Source organism: Streptococcus sp. UMB1203 (assembly GCF_030217725.1).
Classification (GTDB): Bacteria; Bacillota; Bacilli; order Lactobacillales; family Streptococcaceae; genus Streptococcus.
This window is the reverse complement of record NZ_JASOOK010000011.1, coordinates 18,649-42,910: the sequence shown is the minus strand read 5'-3', so window position 1 is coordinate 42,910 and position 24,262 is coordinate 18,649. Positions and strand designations below refer to the sequence as shown.

The window sequence follows — 24,262 nt, the reverse complement described above, 5'->3', positions numbered from 1 at the left end:
GAGGTTATTCCAATTCTGCTTTTAAATAGTTTAAGACCTTTTCTAGATTTTCTAAGGATACCTTGGCAAATTGATAAGGGCAGGCATCTAAGTAAGCCTCTTCAAAGAAGTCTAAGCTCAGTTGGCTGTGTTTGAGACTGGCGATTTTAGGGTACTGTCTCAGATCTAGTAATAAGCCATCATGTAGGGGAAAATGAGGAAGGGGACAAGGTGTTTTGGTTAAACTTTCCTCGATTTGTTTTTGGTAGTCTTCCTGATTGGACAAGCGAGCCAGCCGATTTTTCTCAAATAATTGACTGTCAATATAGAGTGACAGGGCCTTTTGCATGATGAGGTTGCTGTCGTAGTCTAGGATATTTTTGTAGGCCACAAAAGCTTCTTTGATAGCATTTGGAAGAATGAGCGACGTAATCCGAAGGGCTGGAAAGAGGCTGGTTGAGAAGGACTTGATATAAATGACGCGCTCCTCTGTATCTAGATAGTGGAAGGTCTGGCCCTTCTTGGAGTCCAAATCCCCCAGATAGTCGTCCTCTACGATGTAGACCCCATACTTGGCAGCTAAGTCAAGAATAGCCCGTTTGTCCTGCTCTGAATAGGAATGGCCTAGAGGATAGTGAAAACGAGGAATAGTGTAGAAAAACTTGATCTTTCCCGTTTGGAAATGCCGTTCAAGTTCCTCCAAGTCAATTCCATCAATGCCTCGTTCAATCGTTTGATAGTCCAGACCTTGAGCAATCAAGAGGCGATTCATCCGATGGTAGGTAGGCTGTTCGACTAAGATTTCCTTTGCTTGGCTTGGAAAGGAAATTTGAGAGAGGATAAAAAGGGCTTGTTGGGTCCCAGAAGTCAGTACTAGTTGGTCAGCCTTGCAGTAGAGAGCTTGCTCAAAGAGTAATTTGTGAATGGACTGTCTTAGGTCTTCTAATCCTTCCTGGTTGTCATAGTAGTTAAAAAGGTAGTTTTCCCGGCCAATCAAGGTTTCATTGACGCAGAGTCGGAAATCGTCATAGGCGCTGGCATGTTCATCTGTAACCTCGATTTCTAGGTCTTGGTGTTGCCCTTGTTCTAATACATAGTAGCCACTCTGAGGTTTGGCATAGAGGTATTGTTCGTGCCGTAATTCCAGCAGGGCTCGTTGAATGGTGTCCTTGCTACAGTGAAAGTCAAGGCTCAGTTGACGGATAGAAGGCAGGCGGCTACCCGTAGGAAATCGTCCAGACTCGATACCATTTTTCAGATAGGCAACGACCTCTTGGTACTTGCTTTGTTTCTTCATTCCAGACCTCCCTTGATTTTGTTACATTGTACCCTTTTTTTTCCTTCTTGGCAATGTTTAGAGTGTTTCTCTCGTGCACATCTAGAGGCAAATGTGGTATACTTAGGAGTAACATTTATAGAATAACAGACAAGAAAGTGAATGGATAAGAACGTGCAGGAACCAGTGAAATTATTTCAATACAATACCCTTGGAGCCTTGATGGCTGGCCTTTATGGTGGGACCATGACAGTAGGAGAATTGCTAGAGCATGGTGACCTTGGTTTGGGAACCTTGGATTCCATTGATGGAGAATTGATTGTCTTGGATGGCAAGGCTTATCAGGCCAAAGGATCAGGCGACCAGCCAGATATTGTGGAGGTGTCACCAGATGCTCTTATTCCTTATGCAGCGGTAGTACCGCATCAGGCAGAGGTTATTTTCCGCCAGCGGTTTGAGATGACAGATAAGGAATTGGAAGAACGGATTGAGTCTTATTATGATGGGGAAAATCTTTTCCGCTCTATCAAGATTCGTGGGGAATTTTCACATATGCATGTGCGCATGATTCCCAAGTCGACACCAGAGACCAAGTTTGCTGATGTTGCAACCCATCAGCCTGAATATCGTCGTGACAATGTCGCAGGAACCATCGTTGGTTTCTGGACGCCAGAGATTTTCCATGGAGTTAGTGTGGCAGGCTACCATCTGCACTTCATATCAGATGACTTGACCTTCGGTGGGCATGTCATGGACTTTGTCATCAAGGAAGGCATTATCGAGGTGGGAGCAGTTGACCAGTTGGATCAACGTTTCCCAGTCCAAGACCGTCAATACTTGTTTGCTAAGTTCAATGTTGACGAGATGAAAAAAGATATTGAAAAGGCAGAATAGGAGAAGAAAATGACCATTCATATCATTATTACCATGGTGCTGTTGCTGGCTTTTTTGATAGGGAGCATTTGGTATGCCAAAAAGAAATACCAGATTAATTTAGCTGTCTTGGGCTTGGGGGCTGTTGCCTTCTTTCTCTCTTCACAGATTCTAGAAAAATTGATTCATATCATAGTTCTTCATCCTCAAAAAGATGGAAGTATTGCTCTTTTACAAGACCATCCCCTGGTTTATATTGTCTATGGCCTAGCTATGGCGGCTTTCTTTGAGGAAACAGCTCGTCTTATCTTCTTTAAATGGTTGAAGAAAAAAAGAAACTTGGAAAAATCAGATGCCCTTGCTTATGGATTGGGGCATGGTGGTTTGGAATTGATTTTCTTAGGTGTTACTAGCCTCATCAATCTCTACATTGTTCTTTCGGCAGTTCAGACTCAGAATCCACAGGTCCTGAAATTGCTGTCTGAAAATATGTTGAAAACTATCCAGTCGCTATCTGTCTGGCAAATTTATTTGCTTGCTTTTGAACGGATTTTAGCACTTGGATTCCAAATGCTTTTAACTGTTTGGGTTTATCAAGGTGTTCGTCATAAAAACTGGGTATATCTATTAGCAGCCTATGGCCTTCATGCCTTCTTTGATCTTGTTCCATCTCTAGCTCAAGTAGGATGGATTACAAGTCCAGTCTTGGTTGAAGTCATTCTACTAGTTGAACTGTTCCTAGTTGCCTATGGAACTAAGGCAATCTTTTGCAAAAAATCATAAGAAAAGGGGGAAGCCTCTTTTTTTGTTTAAAATAAGCCCAAGATTTTTTTAGGGTCGTCAAATGGTCTTAAAAATGGTATAATGGAATGAATTTTGTAAAAGGAAGAGTGTCATGTCAGTAAAAGAAAAAATGCTTGAAATCTTAGAAGGGATTGATATCCGTTTTAAGGAACCCTTGCATAGCTATAGTTATACAAAAGTAGGTGGAGAGGCCGATTATTTGGTCTTCCCACGAAATCGTTTTGAGTTGGCTCGCGTTGTTAAATTTGCCAATCAAGAAAATATCCCTTGGATGGTACTTGGAAATGCCAGCAATATTATCGTCCGTGATGGTGGAATTCGTGGATTTGTCATCTTGTGTGACAAGCTCAATAATGTTTCCGTTGATGGCTATACCATTGAAGCAGAAGCTGGTGCTAACTTGATTGAAACAACTCGAATTGCCCTTCGTCATAGTTTGACTGGCTTTGAGTTTGCTTGTGGCATTCCAGGAAGTGTTGGTGGTGCTGTCTTTATGAATGCGGGTGCCTATGGTGGCGAGATTTCCCACATCTTGCAGTCTTGTAAGGTCTTGACCAAGGATGGAGAAATTGAGACCCTGTCTGTCAAGGATTTGGCTTTTGGTTACCGCCATTCAGCTATTCAAGAGTCTGGTGCAGTTGTTCTGTCAGCTAAATTTGCTCTAGCTCCAGGAACTCATCAGGTTATCAAGCAAGAAATGGATCGCTTGACGCACCTACGTGAACTCAAACAACCTTTAGAATACCCATCTTGTGGTTCGGTCTTTAAGCGTCCAGTCGGTCATTTTGCAGGTCAATTAATTTCAGAAGCTGGCTTGAAAGGCTATCGTATCGGTGGTGTTGAGGTGTCTGAAAAGCACGCAGGATTTATGATCAATGTTGCAGACGGAACGGCCAAAGACTATGAGGACTTGATTGAGTCTGTGATCGAAAAAGTCAAGGAACACTCAGGCGTTACTCTTGAGAGAGAAGTCCGTATTTTAGGTGAAAGCAAGTAGGAAGCGGTGTTTGAAAAGCTGCTACTATGTCACGGAAAGGGGGTGAAAGCCTATCGTTAGTGCAGAAGAATGTAGGCAGTTTAATCTCCTACACGAGGTAGTAGCGGCCTGACAGAGCCCTGATCTGTTAATCTATGAAAAAGAAGGAATAAATGACAATTGAAAAAACCAATTATTGAATTCAAAAACGTCTCTAAAGTTTTTGAAGACAGCAACACCAAGGTTCTCAAAGACATCAACTTTGAGTTGGAAGAGGGGAAATTTTATACTCTTCTAGGCGCATCTGGTTCAGGAAAATCAACTATCCTAAACATTATTGCAGGATTATTGGATGCGACGACAGGAGATATTTTGCTGGACGGTGTCCGAATCAATGACATCCCAACCAACAAGCGAGACGTCCATACCGTCTTCCAATCCTATGCCTTGTTTCCACATATGAATGTGTTTGAAAATGTTGCCTTTCCACTACGCTTGCGTAAGATTGACAAGAAGGAAATCGAGCAACGCGTAGCGGAAGTTCTCAAGATGGTTCAGTTGGAAGGTTACGAAAAACGTTCCATCCGTAAACTCTCTGGAGGACAACGTCAGCGTGTGGCTATTGCCCGTGCCATCATCAACCAACCCCGTGTGGTCTTGTTGGACGAGCCTTTATCAGCGCTGGACTTAAAATTAAGAACAGACATGCAGTACGAACTGCGTGAACTGCAACAACGATTGGGCATTACCTTTGTTTTTGTTACTCATGATCAGGAAGAAGCCCTGGCCATGAGTGACTGGATTTTTGTTATGAATGATGGCGAGATTGTCCAGTCTGGAACACCTGTGGACATCTACGATGAGCCAATCAACCACTTTGTTGCTACCTTTATCGGCGAGTCAAACATCTTGCCAGGTACCATGATTGAGGACTACTTGGTTGAGTTTAACGGCAAACGCTTTGAAGCGGTCGATGGAGGGATGAAGCCAAATGAACCTGTTGAGGTTGTCATTCGTCCAGAGGACTTGCGCATTACCCTTCCTGAAGAAGGCAAGCTCCAAGTCAAGGTGGATACTCAACTCTTCCGTGGGGTTCACTATGAAATTATCGCCTATGACGAACTTGGGAATGAATGGATGATCCACTCGACTCGTAAGGCTATCGTGGGTGAGGAAATCGGTCTGGACTTTGAGCCAGAAGACATCCATATCATGCGTCTCAACGAAACTGAAGAAGAGTTCGATGCTCGTATCGAAGAATACGTGGAAATCGAAGAGCAAGAAGCAGGTCTGATCAATGCAATCGAGGAGGAAAGAGATGAAGAAAACAAGCTCTAAACTCTTTGTAGTGCCCTACATGCTTTGGATTGCCCTCTTTGTCCTTGCACCCTTGGTCTTGATTTTCGGACAATCCTTTTTCAACATTGAAGGCCAGTTTAGTTTAGAAAACTATAAATCTTACTTTGCGTCACAAAACTTAACCTATCTCAAAATGAGTTTCAACTCAGTGCTTTATGCAGGGATTGTGACCTTAGTTACCTTGTTCATCAGCTATCCGACGGCCCTCTTCTTAACCCGTCTTAAGCACCGTCAACTCTGGCTCATGCTGATTATCCTGCCAACTTGGATCAATTTGCTCCTCAAAGCCTATGCCTTTATCGGTATCTTTGGTCAGAATGGCTCTATTAACCAATTCTTGGAATTTATCGGAATCGGTTCGCAACAGTTGCTCTTTACCGATTTCTCCTTTATCTTTGTCGCAAGCTACATTGAGCTTCCTTTTATGATTTTGCCGATTTTCAATGTCTTGGACGATATGGATAACAATCTCATCAATGCCAGCTATGACCTCGGTGCGACCAAGTGGGAGACCTTCCGTCATGTCATCTTCCCTCTATCGATGAACGGCGTGCGAAGTGGAGTTCAGTCGGTCTTTATTCCTAGCTTGAGTCTCTTCATGCTGACCCGTTTGATTGGTGGAAACCGCGTTATCACACTAGGTACAGCCATTGAGCAAAACTTCCTGACAAATGATAACTACGGTATGGGTTCAACCATCGGTGTGATTCTCATCCTGACCATGTTCATCACCATGTGGGTGACTAAGGAAAGGAGAGAACGATGAAAAAATTTGCTAACCTTTATCTAGGACTGGTCTTTCTTGTCCTCTACCTTCCTATCTTTTACCTGATTGGTTATGCCTTTAATGCAGGCAATGACATGAATAGCTTTACAGGCTTTAGCTTGAGCCATTTTAAAACTATGTTTGGCGATGGTCGCCTTATGTTGATTGTGACCCAGACCTTTTTCTTGGCCTTTCTGTCAGCCTTGATTGCGACCATTATCGGGACTTTTGGTGCCATTTACATCTACCAGTCTCGTAAGAAATACCAAGAAGCCTTTCTATCACTCAATAATATCCTCATGGTTGCGCCTGATGTTATGATTGGTGCCAGCTTCTTGATTCTTTTTACTCAACTCAAGTTTTCACTTGGCTTTTTGACTGTTCTATCTAGTCACGTAGCCTTCTCCATTCCTATCGTGGTCTTGATGGTCTTGCCTCGTCTCAAGGAAATGAACGGCGATATGATTCATGCGGCCTATGACCTTGGTGCCAGTCAATTTCAGATGTTCAAGGAAATCATGCTTCCTTATCTGACTCCGTCTATCATTGCAGGTTACTTCATGGCCTTCACCTATTCGCTAGATGACTTTGCTGTGACCTTCTTTGTAACGGGAAATGGCTTTTCAACCCTGTCAGTCGAGATTTACTCTCGTGCTCGCAAGGGGATTTCGCTAGAAATCAACGCTCTGTCTGCCCTTGTCTTTCTCTTTAGTATTATCCTGGTTGTTGGATATTACGTTATCTCACGTGAGAAGGAGGAGCAAGCATGAAAAAACTCTATTCATTTTTAGCAGGAATTGTAGCCATTATCCTCGTCTTGTGGGGAATTGCGACGCATCTAGATAGTAAAATCAATAGCCGAGATAGTCAAAAACTGGTTATCTACAACTGGGGGGACTACATCGATCCAGAACTCTTGGAGCAATTCACAGAAGAAACAGGAATCCAAGTCCAGTATGAGACCTTTGACTCCAACGAAGCCATGTATACAAAGATTAAGCAGGGTGTAACGACCTATGATATTGCCATTCCTAGTGAATACATGATTAACAAGATGAAGGACGAAGACCTCTTAGTACCGCTTGACTATTCAAAACTTGAAGGTCTTGAAAATATCGGACCAGAGTTCCTCAACCAGTCCTTTGACCCGGGTAATAAATTCTCCATCCCTTACTTCTGGGGAACCTTGGGAATTGTCTACAATGAAACCATGGTAGAGGAAGCGCCTGAGCATTGGGATGACCTCTGGAAGCCAGAGTATAAGAACTCCATCATGCTCTTTGATGGGGCGCGTGAGGTGCTGGGATTGGGGCTCAACTCCCTAGGCTACAGCCTCAACTCCAAGGATACCCAGCAGTTGGAAGAGACAGTGGATAAGCTCTATAAACTGACTCCAAATATCAAGGCTATCGTTGCCGACGAGATGAAGGGCTACATGATTCAGAACAATGCTGCAATCGGCGTGACCTTCTCTGGTGAAGCCAGCCAAATGCTAGAAAAAAATGAAAATCTACGCTATGTGGTACCGACAGAGGCCAGCAACCTTTGGTTTGACAATATGGTTATTCCCAAAACAGTCAAAAACCAAGACGCAGCCTATGCCTTTATCAACTTTATGTTGAAACCCGAAAATGCTCTTAAAAATGCGGAGTATGTGGGCTATTCAACACCAAACCTACCAGCTAAGGAACTACTCCCAGAGGAGAAAAAAGAAGACAAGGCCTTCTATCCAGATGCTGAAACCATGAAACACCTAGAAGTTTATGAGAAATTTGACCATAAATGGACGGGAAAATACAGCGACCTCTTCCTACAGTTTAAAATGTATCGGAAGTAGGAGATTAGCAGTCACGAAACGAATCAGTTAATCTGGTTCGTTTTTTTGAAAAAATAGAAATCATGGTATAATAGTTTTAGGCTGAGAGTTATTAGAATTGTTTATAGCATCTCTGAAAATTTAATTCTAAAGGAGTTCAAAATGAGTCAGACTACGCAAATGCATATATATATATATATATAACCTAATAAAAATATGTGAAAAATATAGATTGAAACCTACTGAAAATCCAGTAGGCTTTTTGCGTTTCTTGGAGGTATCTAATGGCTAAAAAGTTATTAAATATCACTGAGATTGAGGATAGAACCAAGGTTTTAGTAGAGAATCTTAATGAATCGACATTTATTATTGATTTTATTTCATTATTTGACATTACTAAAACGACCATAACAAGAGCAAGTAAAGTGGCATCTGATGATTTTATAATAAAAAATAAATTATACTTTCGTAAAGTTGAAAATCAGCCATTACTTGCTCTGACTGAGATTGATAAAGAGTTGGAGGGGCAGGTTCGAAAATCTCGATTTATTATTACAACAGATTTTCAAGAATTATATGCAAAGGATACACAGACAGGTCTAACTCTAGCAATTTCTTTTAATGATTTACCAGCCCATTGTGATTTCTTTTTACCTTGGAATGGAATTGAAAAGATTGATTATGATAAGGAAAACCCTGCTGATGTAAAAGCGGCAGAGCGTTTCACCAAACTTTATGATGAACTAATTTCTATCAATCCTGAACTAGCAATCACTGAAACTGATGGTAAATCATTTAATTTATTTTTGATTCGTGTTCTTTTTCTACTATTTGCAGAAGATACAAATATCATCTCCAAGGGAGCTTTCACAAATGTTATTAAGATGAGGACATCCGAAGATGGTTCTGACTTGAATGAGTGTGTTAGAAAACTATTTACTGTTTTAGATATGCCTGAATTTAGTCGTCAGGATTTGGAGTCGTGGTTATCAGATTTTCCTTATGTAAATGGTAAGCTTTTTTCAGAGCCACATCATGACCTTATTTTTAATAAAAGAACTCGTCAACTACTCATTGAAGCAGGGGAATTGCTCAACTGGAATGAAATCAATCCAGATATTTTGGGATCAATGATCCAAACTGTGGCAAATGCAGAAGCAAGATCAACATCGGGTATGCACTATACTAGCGTGCCCAATATTATGAAGGTCATCAAACCACTATTTTTAGATAATTTACGAGTAGCATTTACGGAATTAGAAGAACGAGCTGATTATTATATAGGAGGTGGTGACTTTAGCGATGAACATCGTCGCAAGGAATTGCGACAAATCTTACCTAAGTTAGAAGATTTACTTACTCGTATGGCCTCTATCAAGTTTTTAGACCCTGCCTGTGGTTCTGGAAATTTCCTCATCATTACCTATAAAGAACTTCGTCGTTTAGAAATCAATATCTTAGTCAAACAGCGTGAAATTCGTGAAGCCTTGAATGAAAAAGCTGTTTATCAAGGAGAATTGATTGCTGATGCGTCTAAGATTTCTCTATCCCAGTTTTCAGGAATTGAATTGGATGATTTCGCTCATGAAGTAGCAAGGCTATCCTTGTATATAGCGGAACACCAGATGAATGTGGAGATGGAAGAAGCGCTTGCTGATGTCCATCCAAGACTATTACCCTTAAGAGAAGCTGGAAATATCGTTTGTGGGAATGCCCTAAGAATTGACTGGGAAATTGTGTTAAATGCTAAGGCAGATGACGAAGTTTATATATTTGGGAATCCGCCGTATATAGGCTCTAAAAAAATGACCTTGGAACAAAAGAAGGAACTAGAAAATGTGATTTGTTCAGAAATTTCTTCTAAAAAATTAGATTATATTTCGGGATGGTTTTATAAGGCAACTCACCTTATTTATGGTAAAAATGCTCAATATGCTTTTGTAACAACAAATTCAATAAATCAAGGTGAGCAAGTTTCAATTTTGTGGAGTGTTCTTCTACGATATGGCCAAATTTCCTTTGCATATCAATCTTTTAAATGGAACAATAGCGCGGCCCATAATGCAGGGGTTACAGTTACGATTATTGGATTTTCAAATAAAAATGATAAGAAAAAAATTATATATAGTGATAAGGGAGAAAGTTATGGAAAGAATATAAATCCCTATCTAGCTTTCGCAGATGATATTATTGTATCTAATCACAATGATTCAGAGAAGTTAAATAATTTTCCAAAAATAGTCTTTGGGAATATGCCAAGAAGTAAATATCTAATATTGACAAATGATGATAAAAATAAATTAGTTCAAAGATATCCTGAAACTGAAGTGTATTTTAAAAAGTATATTGGAGCAGATGAGTATATCAATGGAAATTTTAGATATACTATTTGGATTGATCAAGATGAATATACTAAATTAGATAAGATCCAGGAATTCCATCAATTATTTGAAAATGTAAGGCAAGAACGCCTGAATTCTAAGGCTGCTGGAACAAGAGAAACTGCGTCTACGCCATGGAAATTTGTACAACGAGGTGAATACGACGAAGCATATGAAAAAGGAGATATAGAAGGTTGTCAAGCCATTATTGTTCCACGTGTATCATCAGAATCTCGTACTTATGTACCTATGGGATTTATTGAAGATGACACAATTGTATCAGATTCTGCTATGGTTATTTACAATGCTCCTATTTGGCTTCTTGGTATCTTAGAATCCAAAATGCATATGGTTTGGTTAGAATCTATTGGAGGAAAATTAGAGACACGTTTGCGTTATTCAGCTGGACTGGTTTATAATACATTCCCAATTCCAGAACTTTCAGATAGTCGGAAAAATATGCTTGAAGAAGCTGTTTTTGAAATGCTGGATGTTCGAGAAGAAGAAGGTGGAACCTTGGCTGAATTGTACGGTGGAGCCAATAAACCGATGAACGAACGTCTTCGTCAAGCACATGAAAAAATTGATGGTATCGTAGAACGTGCCTACCAGCAAAAGCCTTTTGAATCAGATGAAGAAAGGCTCAGTGTCTTATTGAACCTGTATAAAGAAATGACAGAAAAGGAAGCGAAATGACCTCAAATATATTTGAAATTAATTACAATGGTACAGGTGCTAGTCAATCTAATAATGCACTTGGTATGCGTGAAATGCAGGAGCGGGTATATGCTAAGAGAACTTCTCAACACTTATTGATTAAGGCGCCTCCTGCATCTGGTAAGTCGAGAGCTTTGATGTTTATTGCTCTTGATAAATTACATGCTCAAGGTCTGAAAAAAGCTATTATAGCTGTTCCAGAAAGATCTATCGGAAAATCGTTTCGTTCAACAAAATTGACAGATTATGGTTTTTACTGGGATTGGGAAGTTCTTTCCAAAAATAATTTGACTGAACAAGGGACCAGTAAAAGTAAGGTAAAACAGTTTGTAGACTTTATGCATTCAGAGTCTCCTGATGATAGAGTTTTAATCTGTACGCATGCCACCTTGCGTTTTGCTTTTGAACAGCTGGCTGATAGTGATTTTAATGATGTTCTTTTAGCTATCGATGAATTTCATCATGTATCTCAAGATGATAATTCAGTTTTAGGAAATGCCTTAAGAAACATATTAGCCAATTCAACAGCCCATGTAGTAGCTATGACGGGCTCTTATTTCCGTGGAGATTCTGTACCTATTTTGGCACCTGAAGATGAGCAAAAATTCGACAAGGTATCCTATACTTATTATGAACAGTTGGAGGGGTACAAATATCTGAAAAGTTTTGCCATGGGCTATAACTTTTATCGTGGTCGTTATACGGATGCTTTGCACGAAGTACTGGACACGAGCAAGAAAACCATTATTCATATTCCCAATGTAAACTCAGGTGAGTCAACCAAGGATAAGTATGATGAAGTTGACCGAATTTTAGACGAACTGGGGCAAGCAGTTCCAGATCCTAAGACTGGATTATGGTTAGTTACTGAGGAAACAGGTCGTGTATTGAAAGTTGCAGACCTTGTCACAGAAGAAGAACGTGAAAAAGTACAGGATTACCTAAACAAGATGAGCAGTTTAAATGATCTCGATATCATTATTGCACTTGGTATGGCTAAAGAAGGTTTTGACTGGCCTTATGCTGAGTATGCTTTGACGATTGGCTATCGTCAGTCGCTAACAGAAATTGTTCAGATTATAGGTCGAGTAACACGCGATAGTTCCAATAAGTCACACGCTCAATTTACCAATCTCATTTCTCAACCAGATGCTCAAGATGATGAAGTTTTCTTCGCTGTGAATAATGTTATGAAGGCCATTACAGCTAGTCTATTGATGGAGTCTGTTTTAGCGCCAAATTTCAAGTTCAAACGAAAAGACCGAGAAGACCAGAAATCTTCTGGTGCCGAAATGTTTGTTAAAGGCTTAAAAGAGCCTAGTACACAGAGAACAAAGGATATCATAGAAAATGATTTGAATGACTTACGTGCTAGTATATTGCAAGAACCGCGTATCCAAACTGCAATTGCTGCAGGAACGGATGCAGAAGTCATTAATAAGCAGATGATTCCAGCCATCATTAAACAAATCTACCCTGACTTAAGTGGGGCTGAAGTTGAAGAAGTTCGTCAACAGTTTATTAGTCAATCGGTGGTTCAATCAGCTGAACGGAAAGAGGGAGTAGGGCAAACAGATTTTCTAAAAATGGCAGATAAATTTGTGAATATTGATGAGTTATCTATTGATTTGATTGATCAGATTAATCCCTTCCAGAGAGCTTACGAAGTTATATCACGTGAAATTGATGCTCCGACTTTACGTCTGATACAAGATTATATGGATGGTCAGAAGATGGAGTTTTCTGAAGAAGAACTGTTAATTCTTTATCCTCAAATTAAGCAATTTTTGAAAGAAAATGGTCGTCATCCAGATAAATCAAGTCACGATAAGTACGAACAGAGACTTGCTTATGCTTTGTTACAATTATCTCAGATGAAGCTGAAGATGGAGAGCGGTAATGACTGATTTCAAAAACTTAAATGACATTTTTAATGATTCTGATTTTGAACATTTAATAACTCCTTTAAAACCTAAGAAAAAAATAGTTACAGATCATGAAGTGGAGAAATTTTTAGAAATTATAGATTGGGTGAGAGAAAATAATGGGCAAGAGCCACAAAAGTCTAGAAATATTAAAGAACGCAGTTTATTTTCTCGATTGAATGGTATTAGAAAATCTCCTAATAGCATCCGAAAGTTAGAACCTTATGATGAATTTGGGCTACTAAAAATAGATATAGTTGAGTCCGAGACCCCTATTTCAAGTCCTGCTAGTTTAACAGATATTTTATCAGATAAATTGTTTGAGTCAGTAAATGGTGCTGAAAAATCTTTATTTGATGTCTCACGTTATAAACGAACGATTCAAGCGCGTGATAAAACACGAACACGTAAACGGATGGGAAATTTTGAAGATTATCAGGGATTATTTACTCGTGTTCATGATGAAATTAGTGAAGGTCGTCGTCAAGTCAGAAAGTCTGATGTGATAAAAGAAAAAGAAATTAAACCTGGTATGTTCTATGTGGATAATGGAGTAATGGTTTATGTTGTTTCTAAAGGAGAAGACTTCACTGATAAGAATGGTTATACTAATGCTGAACTTCATCTCGTATATGAAAATGGTACAGAAAATAAGAAGGCCTTACTCCGCTCTTTTGTATCTAATCTGCACGATAGAACGCGCCATGGACGAATGGTAACAGAATTGATAGAAGATGTGATGACTGTTATCAGTCCAAGCGAACGAATTACAACTGGATATATCTATGTAGTGAAATCTTTGAGTAGCAATCCTCAAATTGCCAACATCAGTAATCTCTATAAAATCGGTTTTACACAGGATCAAATTGAAAAACGGTTAGCAAATTCAGAAAGAGAAGGAACCTATCTTTTTGCTCCTGTCCGTTTAGTAGCTAGTTTTGAGGTTCAAAATTTCAGCGCTCGAAAATTAGAAACTACTCTTCATCATTATTTTGCAGACAAGCAGTTAGATATGGAATTAATAGCACCAAATGGAGATAGCTTTGTCCCTAAAGAGTGGTTTCTAGTATCGCTAGATGAGGTCCAAAAAGTGATTGAAAAAATTGGTTTTGAAATTAGATTTAGATAAAGAAAGGCACTATTTAGAAGACTATTTAATATTTAGAAAACACAAAATATTTTAGACTGATTAAACTAAAAGGAATAATAGAAAAATGAAAGAACTGAAATTTTTGAAATATGCTACAATCGTATTTATGCTTTTTATACTCTTTTGGGTAAGCTTTGGGGGTTACATTTTAGGAACTCAAGGGAGCAAGGAAGATACTAAAATAGTACAAACAGAAAGACTAATAAAGGAAGAAAGCAGACTAAAAGCAGAATTAAGAGACGCTGAAATTTTAGGCAAGTTTTGGAATAGTAAAGGACATTTTATTGTTGTGTATAATAGTACTACAAAAGCCCCAGAAATCATTGAGGTTGGTTATTCTGAATGGCAACTTATGGATATTGGGGAACTGTACTAGAAATAAATTAAATATTACTACTTACATTTCGAAAATAGTAGTTAAATTTGCAAAATATCTTCTCTCCTACCACACTACTATTGGTTAGAATCATTCCCAGTTGACGCAAGCTTAAAAAAACGTTATAATAAGAAAGTTGAGAATTGATTTTCACTTGTTTTAGTCCAGAGAATTGGCGGTGCTGCGAGCCATCTAAGCTAGGAAGTCATGCTACTCAATCATACAATTGCATAAGAATAAGAGAATGACAAGTTCATTGAATGAAGGTGGTACCGCGGTTTTTCGCCCTTCGTGATATGAGCTTGTCTTTTGGTTTTTGGAGGTGTTGATGAAAACATTTCTTGTCAAACAAAAGTTTCGTCTTGGAGGCGAACGCTTCGCTATCAAGGATGACAGGGGAGAAATCGCCTATCAGGTAGAGGGATCATTTTTTAAGATTCCCAAAACTTTTACCATCTATGATGTTAATGGTGAACAAGTCAGTCAGATTAGTAAAGAAATCTTGACCTTGCTTCCTCGTTTTGAGATTCAGCTTCGGGATGGCTCGAGTTTTGTCATTCGCAAGAAGTTGACCTTCTGGCGAGATAAGTATGAGTTTGATAATCTAGGGCTTCGTATCGAGGGCAATATCTGGGATTTGAATTTCAAATTGCTGGATAATCGCGATCAGCTGATTGCGGAAATTAAGAAGGAACTCTTCCATCTGACCTCTACCTATACCGTAACGGTCCTTGAGGACGCTTATGCAGACATAGTCATTTCCCTCTGTGTCGCGATTGACTATGTGGAAATGCTGGAAAGCCAATCACATTAAACAAGTAAATAAGGAGACAATATGAAACAACTATCTAGTGCACAAGTACGCCAAATGTGGCTTGACTTCTGGGCGACCAAAGGTCACTCAGTAGAACCATCAGTGAGTTTGGTTCCTGTAAATGACCCAACTCTTTTGTGGATCAACTCTGGGGTAGCAACCCTTAAGAAATACTTTGACGGAACTATTATCCCTGAAAATCCACGTATTACCAATGCCCAAAAGGCTATCCGTACCAACGATATTGAAAACGTAGGGAAGACTGCGCGTCACCATACCATGTTTGAAATGTTGGGGAACTTCTCTATCGGAGATTACTTCCGTGATGAAGCCATCACTTGGGCTTATGAGCTTTTGACAAGCCCTGAGTGGTTTGACTTCCCTGCTGAAAAACTTTACATGACCTACTATCCAGACGATAAAGATTCATACAACCGCTGGATTGAAGTGGGAGTGGATCCAAGTCACTTGATTCCAATCGAGGACAACTTCTGGGAAATCGGTGCTGGGCCTTCTGGACCCGATACAGAGATTTTCTTTGACCGTGGAGAAGCATTTGACCCAGAAAATATCGGTCTACGTCTTCTTGCAGAAGATATCGAAAACGACCGTTATATCGAAATCTGGAACATCGTTTTGTCACAATTTAATGCGGATCCTGCTGTTCCTCGTAGCGAATACAAGGAATTGCCACACAAGAACATTGATACGGGCGCTGGTTTGGAGCGTTTGGTAGCGGTTATCCAAGGTGCTAAGACTAACTTTGAAACGGACCTCTTCATGCCAATCATTCGTGAAGTGGAGAAATTGTCTGGTAAGGTTTATGACCAAGATGGCGATAACATGAGCTTTAAGGTCATCGCTGACCACATCCGTTCACTTTCATTTGCCATCGGTGATGGTGCCCTTCCTGGAAATGAAGGTCGTGGTTACGTCCTTCGTCGTCTTCTCCGTCGTGCTTCTATGCATGGTCAAAAATTGGGTATCAACGAGCCTTTCCTTTACAAATTAGTTCCAACTGTTGGAAAAATCATGGAAAGCTACTACCCAGAAGTGCTTGAAAAACGTGACTTTATCGAAAAAATCGTTAAGAGCGAAGAAGAATCATTTGCTCGTACTCTTCACTCAGGTCAACACTTTGCTCAAGGCATTGTAGCTGACTTGAAAGAAAAAGGTCAATCTGTCATTGCTGGTTCAGATGTATTTAAACTTTACGACACTTATGGATTCCCAGTTGAATTGACTGAAGAAATCGCTGAAGAAGCTGGGATGACTGTAGACCGTGAAGGATTTGAAGCAGCCATGAAAGAACAGCAAGAACGCGCGCGTGCGTCAGCTGTCAAGGGTGGCTCAATGGGTATGCAAAATGAAACCCTTCAAAACATCACTGTGGAAAGTGTCTTCAACTACAATGCTAGCCAATTGTCTTCTAAATTGGTAGCTATCGTGGCTGACAATGCAGAAGTAGAAGCTGTGTCAGAAGGAACTGCCTCTCTTATCTTTGCAGAAACGCCATTCTATGCTGAAATGGGTGGACAGGTCGCTGACCACGGACAAATCTTGGATGCGTCAGGTAAGGTCGTGGCTGCTGTGACCAATGTTCAAAAAGCTCCAAATGGACAAGCTCTTCACACGGTTGACGTTCTTGCACCGCTTGCTTTGAACCAAGAATATACCTTGGCAATTGATACAAATCGTCGTCACCGTGTTATGAAAAACCACACTGCGACTCACTTGCTTCACGCTGCTCTTCACAACATCCTTGGAAACCACGCAACACAAGCAGGATCTCTTAACGAAGTCGAATTCCTTCGCTTTGACTTTACGCACTTCCAAGCCGTAACTCCTGAAGAATTGCGTGCGATTGAACAGCAAGTTAACGAGAAAATCTGGGAAGCACTTGAAGTTAAGACAGTTGAAACAGATATTGACACTGCTAAAGAAATGGGAGCTATGGCTCTCTTTGGTGAGAAATACGGCAAGGAAGTCCGTGTTGTTACTATCGGTGACTACTCTATCGAGCTTTGTGGTGGTACCCACGTTGGCAACACTTCTGAGATTGGACTCTTCAAGATTGTCAAAGAAGAAGGGATCGGATCAGGAACTCGCCGTATCTTGGCAGTGACTGGTAAGGAAGCCTTTGAAGCCTACCGTGAACAAGAGGACGCTCTTAAAGCTGTCGCAGCAACCTTAAAAGCACCTCAACTTAAAGAAGTCCCTCACAAGGTAGAAGGACTTCAAGAACAACTTCGTCAATTGCAAAAAGAAAATGCTGAGTTGAAAGAAAAAGCCACAGCTGCAGCTGCAGGCGACATCTTCAAGGACATTAAGGAAGTCAACGGTCACCGTTACATTGCTAGTCAAGTGTCTGTATCAGATGCCGGTGCCCTTCGTACCTTTGCGGATAACTGGAAACAAAAAGACTACTCTGATCTTCTTGTCCTTGTTGCTGTTATCGGTGATAAAGTCAATGTCCTTGTAGCAAGCAAGATAAAAGATCTTCATGCAGGAAACCTTGTCAAAGAATTGGCACCAATCGTCGATGGACGTGGTGGTGGTAAACCAGACATGGCCATGGCAGGAGGAAGCAACCAAGCTAAAATCCAAGAATTGTTGGATGCAGTAGCAGGTAAATTGTAATCAAGTAAAGATCTATCCATTTGGGTAGGTCTTTTTGTGAATGCAAAAAAGCCAAATCCGATTGGACTTGGCTTGCTAATTATTGGCAATTAGATTGTATTGGTTGCCCAGACACTTACCGAAGCAGCTGAGACAGGGAATTGTCCATAACCTTCCTCATCGATGATAACTTGAGCTTGGTGGTTTTCAAGTAGATCTACAAAGGTTTGGTTAGCCCATTCTTGGCCGATAAACATTGATTTGCTGTTTTCTTGGTCATTTGAGATGAGAACTGCGATTGGGGATTGATTTTCAGCACCTGAACGTACCCAACCGATACAGTTAGGATCATCAAAGTAGTCATTTTGTTCTCCATAGGCCAAGTCTTTTCGGATGGCTAGGAGGCGGTCAAGGACTTCTTTGAAATCTTGTTGAGCATACTGCCCTGAAATCCCATAGTAGTCGCCGTAAAAGACACATGGAAGGCCATTTTGGCGTAACAGAATGAGGGCATAGGCTGCTGGTTTGAACCATTCTTCAACAGTCGATTCAAGGGCTTGTCCTCGTTGGGTATCATGGTTGTCGACAAAGGTCACAGCCTTATCAGGCTTGAGTTCAACCAAGCTATCTGTGAAAATACCACGAAGGTCATAGTTTGCGCCAGCTTGACTGGCTTCAAAGAGATTCTGGTGTAGACGAACATCGACAAGGTCAAAGCGTTCTTCCGTTTTTTCAAGATAGTCCAGATTGGCTTCCTTGTCCGGATTCCAAAATTCACCAAAAACATAGAAATCGTCACCGTATCTTTCCTTCATATCTCGGATGAAATTGCGCATGAAGAAAGAGTCAATGTGCTTAACGGCATCCAAGCGGAAACCAGCTACACCAGTTGTCTCCATGAACCATTCAGCCCAGTCATAGATATTTTGAATGACTTCAGGATGTTTAAAGTCTAGGTCGGCATACATGAGGTAGTCATAGTTTCCGTTTTCGTTATCGACCAATTCCTCATTTGCCCAGCCTTTATTGTCACCTTGGATCAGATAAATCCCAGACTTACGGCGTTTGGCATCATAGTCTGTACCTGTGAAGTGGTACCAGTGCCAGTGGAAGTCATTGTAGGTATCTTGGCGACCATCGAAGGTAAAGCTAGTCCAGCCATTGATGGTGAAGGGTTCTCCAAGTTCAACCGTACGATCTTCAGGGTCCACTTCGATGACTTGAAAGGCTTCCATGTGATCGGCCGCAGCCTTGTGGTTGAGTACCACATCGGCCATAGGCTGGATTCCCTGTGCTTTTAGGGCTTGAATGGCTTGAAGATAGTTTTCTTTGAAGCCATACTTGGTGCGGACAGTTCCTTTTTGGTTAAACTCGCCTAGGTCGAATAAGTCATAGACCCCATAGCCAACATCTTTTTCATTGGTGGCCTTGAAGGCTGGGGGCATCCAGACATGGCTGATACCGAGATCAGCTAGGTGTGGAGCATCTTCAGCCAGACGCGTCCAGTGCTGGCCGTCATGGGGCAGATACCATTCAAAGTATTGCATGAGTGTTTGATTTTGCATGATGTTTCCTCTTACTTGTCAATCTTGTTCTTTATTCTATCATAAAGTATCGGTTAGCTCAAACGTTTGCGTAAAATAGAAGACATGTATTTTAACTATTTAAGATAAAGTGTTGATTTTTAAAATGAAAGTGCTATCATAATAGTAAAATACATAGATAAAGCTAGGAGTCAGCCCATGATTGAATTTCAAAATGTTAGTAAGTTGTATGGTGATAAAGAGGCCTTGAGCAATCTCAATCTGCAGATTGAAAATGGGGAGATTATGGGCTTGATTGGCCATAATGGGGCTGGAAAATCGACCACCATAAAATCGCTAGTCAGTATCATTTCGCCTAGCAGCGGTCGTATTCTGGTAGACGGTCAGGATTTATCGGAAAATCGCTTGGCTATTAAACGAAAGATTGGTTATGTAGCAGACTCGCCTGACTTATTCTTACGCTTAACAGCCAATGAATTTTGGGAATTGATTGCTTCATCCTATGATCTGACTAGCTCTGACTTGGAGGCTAGTCTAGCTAGGCTATTGAAAATTTTTGATTTTGCTGAAAATCGCTATCAGGTTATTGAAACTCTTTCTCACGGAATGCGTCAGAAAGTCTTTGTCATCGGAGCACTCTTGTCTGATCCTGATATTTGGGTTTTGGACGAACCTTTGACTGGTTTGGATCCCCAGGCTGCCTTTGATTTGAAGCAAATGATGAAGGAGCATGCGCAAAAAGGCAAGACGGTCTTGTTTTCAACCCATGTCCTTGAGGTAGCTGAGCAAGTCTGTGATCGGATTGCCATTTTGAAAAAGGGGCATTTGATTTATTGTGGTAGCGTAGAGGACTTGAGAAAAGACCATCCAGACCAGTCTTTAGAAAGTATCTATCTTAGCCTTGCTGGTAGAAAAGAGGAGGTTTCAGATGCGTCTCAAGGTCATTAAAAAATTAGTTGATATCAATATCCTCTATTCATCTCAAGAAGCTAATCTGGCTAACCTACGAAAGAAGCAGGCTAAGAATCCTGGGAAAAAAGTAAATGTTTCCGCTAGAGTCCTAAGTTCTTACATTTTTTCTAGTCTCTTGATGCTATTAATGTTTATAAATATAGCCATTCATTTTCCTTTTGAGGAAAGGCCTGTTTATTTTAGCTTCATGGTTGCTATTTTACTAGTGATTGCCTTTTCAACTTCTTTAACAGCTTTTTACAATGTCTTTTATGAGAGTAAGGACCTGGTCTCCTATAGGCCCTATGCCTTTAAAGAATCAGAGATTATAATCGCTAAAGGACTGTCTGTCCTCTTGCCAGCTCTGCCTGGAATTGTACCAATCCTAGCTTATTTTCTAGTCCTCTATATTAGGCTAGCACCTTCTCTTTGGCTAGGCTTGCCTTTGATGCTACTGTCCTTGACCTTATTATTTGTCTCTGTCACTTTAGTGATGGTAGTGGCAGTACATTTCTTGGCTCAGACTACGGTCTTCAGAAAGTATCAGTCTATTTTTTCGAATTTGATGATTGGGATAGGAGTTCTCATACCTTTAATATTGGTCTTCTTTCTACAGTCGACTTCTGGAGTTATAGTTGACAGAGTTAGAGACATTCCACCTCTTCTTTATCCTATTCATCTCTTTTACAAAATAGCAGTGGAGCCTTTTTCGACAGAAGCCATCTTGGGTTTGCTCGCTTGGATAGGACTAACTCTCTTCCTGCTTTATCTGACCAAAAAGAAGGTTTTGCCTCGTTTTTATGATGTGATCCTACTTAATAGTGAGGAGAAGGTCAAAAAAGAACGTCGCAGCAAGGAGAGGATTTCAACTACTAAAAAGGGATTTTTCCGCATGGTTTTACGCTACCACCTCACCCTCTTGGGACAGGGGACTGGCGTGATTACAGTGCTTTTTACAAGTGCTTTCCTTCCTTATCTCATGATGATCGGTCTAATTTCCAACATCCGAGATTCTCAGATAGTTCCAGATATTCATCCTCCATACTGGTTACCCTTGTTTTTTATAGGATTGTTTATAGCAGTTGTCAATAACAATATCACCAGCCTGCATTCAATTGCCTTGTCCTTGGAGAGGGAAAATGTTGATTTTCTTAAGAGTTTGCCCTTTGACTTTGCTCGTTATGTGAAAGTGAAATTTTGGATTATCTTTGCTGTCCAGTCCTTTTTACCTATCTTGACTTTACTTGGTCTTTCCCTTTATTTAGGATTGCCTATCCTTTCGATAATTTACCTTCTTGTGGCATGGATCCTTGCCAGTGTCATCCTTTCTTGTCACCATTATTTTAAGGATGTGAAAAATCTGTCAACCAATTGGAGTAGCATTACGGACCTGGTCAATCGTTCAAATGGCATAGTCAAAATGGTTTTACTCTTAATTTATGGTGTTATCTTGTCGATTTCATCTCTTGTGAGCATATTCTTGGTTCGGTCTCTCTCCACTATCCTTGCCATCAGCTTGGGAGTAGGAGCTCTTATCCTTCTGCTTGGTCTTGCTGTTTTTGGCTATCATTACTACCTATCACGCATATTGGCAGAAATAGAAAAAAGATGAGCTAGTTGGTCGTTTGATTGATAAATTTTTTAAAAAGAAATGCTCCTCCAAGGCGGAAGAGCATCTTTTATTGTGATTGTGATTTTGATTCGGTTTCTGCAGACTCGGGGTGGAGTTCTTGGTAACTTGGTGCCTTGAAAAGGTCAGTACTGGTCTTACCTTGTCGTTGGCTAAAGAGGCTAGTTGACTGACTTCCTTTTTCCTGTTCAATCTTTTGCAGAATTGGTAAAGAATTGAGGTAAGAAATACTTTCTGTATCAACTTTTCCAAGATGATCTGCTTGGTAGAAACGGATCAAATCGCCAGTTTGAATCTGGTCGCTGATTTTTAGCTGTTGACTAGCTGCTTGACGAACAATTTCTAGTTCAGTCTGAGCTTGTTCATCAAGATTGCTGATTTCAATACCACTTTCAGTATAGTAGGTTCGTCCGTCGTAACTAGTGTATTTAGGTGTGACGAAGGAATTGGCAGTTCGAAAGGCAACGATTTCTTGATGATCTGGAGACAGAAGGTCTTGGCCGACTTGAAGGAAGGAATTGTACTCAATACCAAGGAGGTGTTCGAGAGTCGGTAAGATATCGATTTGTCCACCGTAGGTATTGATGATTTGTCCTTTTTCATAGCCAGGCATGACCACCATAAAAGGCACCCGTTGCAACATGGCATTGTCGTAATTCGACCAGTTCTCAGAAGTCTTTCCAATCAAGGGTGCCAGCTCAGGATTTCGGGAGTTGGAAATACCATAATGGTCTCCGTAGATGACAATGATGGATTTTTCATAGAGACCACTTTCTTTGAGATAGTCAAAGAAGGCCTTAATAGCACTATCCAGATAGTTAGCCGTTTGGAAGTAGCCATTGATAGTTTCATCTTTGGTCTTAGCCAAGGGGAAACCAAGCTCATCTCCCGTCAGATTGCTAGCATAGGGATAGTGATTGGACACCGTGATATACTTGGCATAAAAAGGCTGCTGCAGGTGCTCTAGATACTGGATAGAATCTTTCATCATGATTTTATCATTTAAACCATATTGGAAAGAATTGCTACTGTCTTGCTTGGTAAAGTAGGAAGCATCAAAGAAGTATTGGTAGCCCCATTGTTTATAGGTCGTATTTCGATTCCAGAAGGTCCCGATATTACCGTGAAAGACGGCACTCGATTGATAGCCGTTTTTTGATAGGATAAAAGGCGCAGCTTGCTGGGTATTGCTACCACCGTAATTGACCATAAAGGAACCTTGGTCAAGTCCAAACAAACCAGTCTCCAGCATGGTTTCCGCATCTGAGGTCTTACCAGCCTTGACTTGGTTAAAGATATTCGAAAAGGCTAGGGTTGATTGCGAATGATAGAGGGAATTAAGGAAGGGAGTGACTTCATGCTCAGTTCCATCTATGTTGAGTTTATAGTCAAGTAGAAATTGCTGGAAACTCTCCAAGTGGAGATAGATTACATTTTTCCCTTTGGCCAAGCCAAAATAGTCTGGATTGGGCTTAGCAGCATGTTCTTGAATATAATCTGTAATAGGTTGAAGGTCAGTCTCAGAAGCCTTGGCACGTTCCTTGTTTGCACTGTAGGATTGGTTGGCACTATAGCCTAAAAAGGCTGGCAAACTAAGGGCACGAACAACATAATAATTCGAAAATCCTCGCGCTAGGAGATCGGGACGTTCAATTTCAGCCAAGAAAAGATTAGCAGAAAAGAGCAGGGCTGAAAGTGCAGTGATAGCAACACTTGAGCGGAATTTGAAAGGTCTCCTATCTAAATGGATGAATTTTTTATATAAAAGGAAAGCCAGCAATGGGAAATCCATAAAATAGATGAAATCCCAAAAGCGCAGTAACTCTAGTTCCGCAGTACCAACAGATACCTTGCTGACTACTTTCATGGTATTAGCCGTGATAAAGTCACTAAATTCTCGATAGTAAAAGATATTAGAATAGAGCCAAATGAATAAAAGACTATAAATAGCTATACTAAGACTGTAAAAGGCCTTGGTTGAGCGAGCATAGAGGGCTAGAGCCAGCAGGAGGAGTCCCAAAGGCAGGGGGTTGAAAAAGGCGATAAAGGCAAGGTAATTTCCCTGCAATTTACCCAATTGAATATCTAAATTGAAGTCAACGGTATAGGCTAATAAGGTTTTGAGCCAATAGAGGATTAAAAGGGTTAGGACAAAACCCAGTCTGGTACCCATGGCTTTTTGGATTTTGTTAAAATTGATTCTCACACAATTACTTCCTAAGTTTTTATTAGTATTAGTATACCATTTTTTAAAACTAGAGTAAAAAAGCAAGGGTAGTTTCTTTTTTGAGAATTGTCACAAAATT

Annotated in this window: 18 protein-coding genes; 15 read left to right on the top strand and 3 right to left on the bottom strand. The window is 40.4% G+C overall.

The window, feature by feature from the left end; translation table 11 throughout:
- Positions 1-4: 4 nt before the first annotated feature.
- On the bottom strand, positions 5-1,276 hold the full coding sequence (locus QP439_RS04280) for an aminotransferase-like domain-containing protein (RefSeq protein ID WP_261121960.1): 1,272 nt from the start codon (positions 1,274-1,276) through the stop codon (positions 5-7).
- A gap of 141 nt (positions 1,277-1,417) precedes the next feature.
- Between QP439_RS04280 and budA the strand changes: the two genes are divergently transcribed.
- The 13 genes from budA (at position 1,418) to alaS (ending at position 17,852) form a co-directional block, all read left to right on the top strand.
- Positions 1,418-2,149, top strand: a complete 732-nt coding sequence (budA, locus tag QP439_RS04275; protein WP_000360293.1) for an acetolactate decarboxylase — start codon at positions 1,418-1,420, stop codon at positions 2,147-2,149.
- A gap of 9 nt (positions 2,150-2,158) precedes the next feature.
- The gene (locus QP439_RS04270; RefSeq protein ID WP_049502181.1) at positions 2,159-2,911 is read left to right on the top strand and encodes a YhfC family intramembrane metalloprotease; all 753 of its coding nucleotides are present in this window, start codon (positions 2,159-2,161) and stop codon (positions 2,909-2,911) included.
- A 112-nt stretch (positions 2,912-3,023) separates the two neighbouring features.
- Positions 3,024-3,929, top strand: a complete 906-nt coding sequence (gene murB, locus QP439_RS04265; protein WP_000111589.1) for a UDP-N-acetylmuramate dehydrogenase — start codon at positions 3,024-3,026, stop codon at positions 3,927-3,929.
- 159 nt (positions 3,930-4,088) lie between these two features.
- Positions 4,089-5,246, top strand: a complete 1,158-nt coding sequence (locus tag QP439_RS04260; RefSeq protein ID WP_000742900.1) for an ABC transporter ATP-binding protein — start codon at positions 4,089-4,091, stop codon at positions 5,244-5,246.
- Positions 5,227-6,033 carry an ABC transporter permease gene (locus QP439_RS04255; protein ID WP_049502180.1) on the top strand — a complete coding sequence of 269 codons (807 nt, stop codon included), beginning with the start codon at positions 5,227-5,229 and terminating at the stop codon, positions 6,031-6,033. Before QP439_RS04260 ends, QP439_RS04255 begins: the two co-directional genes overlap by 20 nt.
- Positions 6,030-6,803 (top strand): ABC transporter permease, encoded by a 774-nt coding sequence (locus QP439_RS04250; protein ID WP_261028286.1) that lies wholly within the window; start codon positions 6,030-6,032, stop codon positions 6,801-6,803. The genes QP439_RS04255 and QP439_RS04250 overlap by 4 nt, the downstream gene beginning before the upstream one ends.
- Entirely contained in the window at positions 6,800-7,870 is a 1,071-nt protein-coding gene (locus QP439_RS04245; protein ID WP_285387868.1) for an ABC transporter substrate-binding protein, read from the top strand. The genes QP439_RS04250 and QP439_RS04245 overlap by 4 nt, the downstream gene beginning before the upstream one ends.
- 263 nt (positions 7,871-8,133) lie before the next feature.
- Positions 8,134-10,926, top strand: a complete 2,793-nt coding sequence (locus QP439_RS04240; RefSeq protein ID WP_001085248.1) for a class I SAM-dependent DNA methyltransferase — start codon at positions 8,134-8,136, stop codon at positions 10,924-10,926.
- Positions 10,923-12,854 carry a DEAD/DEAH box helicase gene (locus QP439_RS04235; RefSeq protein ID WP_000203250.1) on the top strand — a complete coding sequence of 644 codons (1,932 nt, stop codon included), beginning with the start codon at positions 10,923-10,925 and terminating at the stop codon, positions 12,852-12,854. Before QP439_RS04240 ends, QP439_RS04235 begins: the two co-directional genes overlap by 4 nt.
- Positions 12,847-14,001: a GIY-YIG nuclease family protein gene (locus QP439_RS04230; RefSeq protein ID WP_285387863.1), complete on the top strand. Its 1,155-nt coding sequence runs from the start codon at positions 12,847-12,849 to the stop codon at positions 13,999-14,001. The genes QP439_RS04235 and QP439_RS04230 overlap by 8 nt, the downstream gene beginning before the upstream one ends.
- Before the next feature lie 85 nt (positions 14,002-14,086).
- Positions 14,087-14,398 carry a hypothetical protein gene (locus QP439_RS04225; RefSeq protein ID WP_023946336.1) on the top strand — a complete coding sequence of 104 codons (312 nt, stop codon included), beginning with the start codon at positions 14,087-14,089 and terminating at the stop codon, positions 14,396-14,398.
- A gap of 328 nt (positions 14,399-14,726) precedes the next feature.
- Entirely contained in the window at positions 14,727-15,212 is a 486-nt protein-coding gene (locus tag QP439_RS04220; RefSeq protein ID WP_285387859.1) for an LURP-one-related/scramblase family protein, read from the top strand.
- A gap of 21 nt (positions 15,213-15,233) precedes the next feature.
- A complete protein-coding gene (alaS, locus tag QP439_RS04215) occupies positions 15,234-17,852 on the top strand; it encodes an alanine--tRNA ligase (protein WP_285387857.1) in 2,619 nt (872 codons plus the stop codon).
- An 89-nt stretch (positions 17,853-17,941) separates the two neighbouring features.
- On the opposite strand, the gene QP439_RS04210 is transcribed toward alaS, so the two are convergent.
- Positions 17,942-19,396, bottom strand: a complete 1,455-nt coding sequence (locus QP439_RS04210) for an alpha-amylase (protein WP_285387854.1) — start codon at positions 19,394-19,396, stop codon at positions 17,942-17,944.
- A 177-nt stretch (positions 19,397-19,573) separates the two neighbouring features.
- On the opposite strand from QP439_RS04210, the gene QP439_RS04205 reads away from it, so the two are divergent.
- The gene (locus QP439_RS04205; RefSeq protein WP_285387851.1) at positions 19,574-20,323 is read left to right on the top strand and encodes an ABC transporter ATP-binding protein; all 750 of its coding nucleotides are present in this window, start codon (positions 19,574-19,576) and stop codon (positions 20,321-20,323) included.
- Positions 20,304-21,938 (top strand): hypothetical protein, encoded by a 1,635-nt coding sequence (locus tag QP439_RS04200; RefSeq protein ID WP_285387848.1) that lies wholly within the window; start codon positions 20,304-20,306, stop codon positions 21,936-21,938. The genes QP439_RS04205 and QP439_RS04200 overlap by 20 nt, the downstream gene beginning before the upstream one ends.
- Before the next feature lie 67 nt (positions 21,939-22,005).
- On the opposite strand, the gene QP439_RS04195 is transcribed toward QP439_RS04200, so the two are convergent.
- The gene (locus tag QP439_RS04195; protein WP_502961730.1) at positions 22,006-24,162 is read right to left on the bottom strand and encodes an LTA synthase family protein; all 2,157 of its coding nucleotides are present in this window, start codon (positions 24,160-24,162) and stop codon (positions 22,006-22,008) included.
- Between the last annotated feature and the right edge of the window lie 100 nt (positions 24,163-24,262).

Coding starts and splice junctions, on each gene's coding strand:
- QP439_RS04220 (WP_285387859.1), top strand. CDS start 14,727: ATGAAAACATTTCTTGTCAAACAAAAGTTTCGTCTTGGAGGCGAACGC.
- QP439_RS04200 (WP_285387848.1), top strand. CDS start 20,304: ATGCGTCTCAAGGTCATTAAAAAATTAGTTGATATCAATATCCTCTAT.
- QP439_RS04235 (WP_000203250.1), top strand. CDS start 10,923: ATGACCTCAAATATATTTGAAATTAATTACAATGGTACAGGTGCTAGT.
- QP439_RS04225 (WP_023946336.1), top strand. CDS start 14,087: ATGAAAGAACTGAAATTTTTGAAATATGCTACAATCGTATTTATGCTT.
- QP439_RS04255 (WP_049502180.1), top strand. CDS start 5,227: ATGAAGAAAACAAGCTCTAAACTCTTTGTAGTGCCCTACATGCTTTGG.
- QP439_RS04245 (WP_285387868.1), top strand. CDS start 6,800: ATGAAAAAACTCTATTCATTTTTAGCAGGAATTGTAGCCATTATCCTC.
- QP439_RS04240 (WP_001085248.1), top strand. CDS start 8,134: ATGGCTAAAAAGTTATTAAATATCACTGAGATTGAGGATAGAACCAAG.
- QP439_RS04230 (WP_285387863.1), top strand. CDS start 12,847: ATGACTGATTTCAAAAACTTAAATGACATTTTTAATGATTCTGATTTT.
- QP439_RS04205 (WP_285387851.1), top strand. CDS start 19,574: ATGATTGAATTTCAAAATGTTAGTAAGTTGTATGGTGATAAAGAGGCC.
- alaS (WP_285387857.1), top strand. CDS start 15,234: ATGAAACAACTATCTAGTGCACAAGTACGCCAAATGTGGCTTGACTTC.
- QP439_RS04210 (WP_285387854.1), bottom strand. CDS start 19,396: ATGCAAAATCAAACACTCATGCAATACTTTGAATGGTATCTGCCCCAT.
- QP439_RS04280 (WP_261121960.1), bottom strand. CDS start 1,276: ATGAAGAAACAAAGCAAGTACCAAGAGGTCGTTGCCTATCTGAAAAAT.
- murB (WP_000111589.1), top strand. CDS start 3,024: ATGTCAGTAAAAGAAAAAATGCTTGAAATCTTAGAAGGGATTGATATC.
- QP439_RS04270 (WP_049502181.1), top strand. CDS start 2,159: ATGACCATTCATATCATTATTACCATGGTGCTGTTGCTGGCTTTTTTG.
- budA (WP_000360293.1), top strand. CDS start 1,418: ATGGATAAGAACGTGCAGGAACCAGTGAAATTATTTCAATACAATACC.
- QP439_RS04250 (WP_261028286.1), top strand. CDS start 6,030: ATGAAAAAATTTGCTAACCTTTATCTAGGACTGGTCTTTCTTGTCCTC.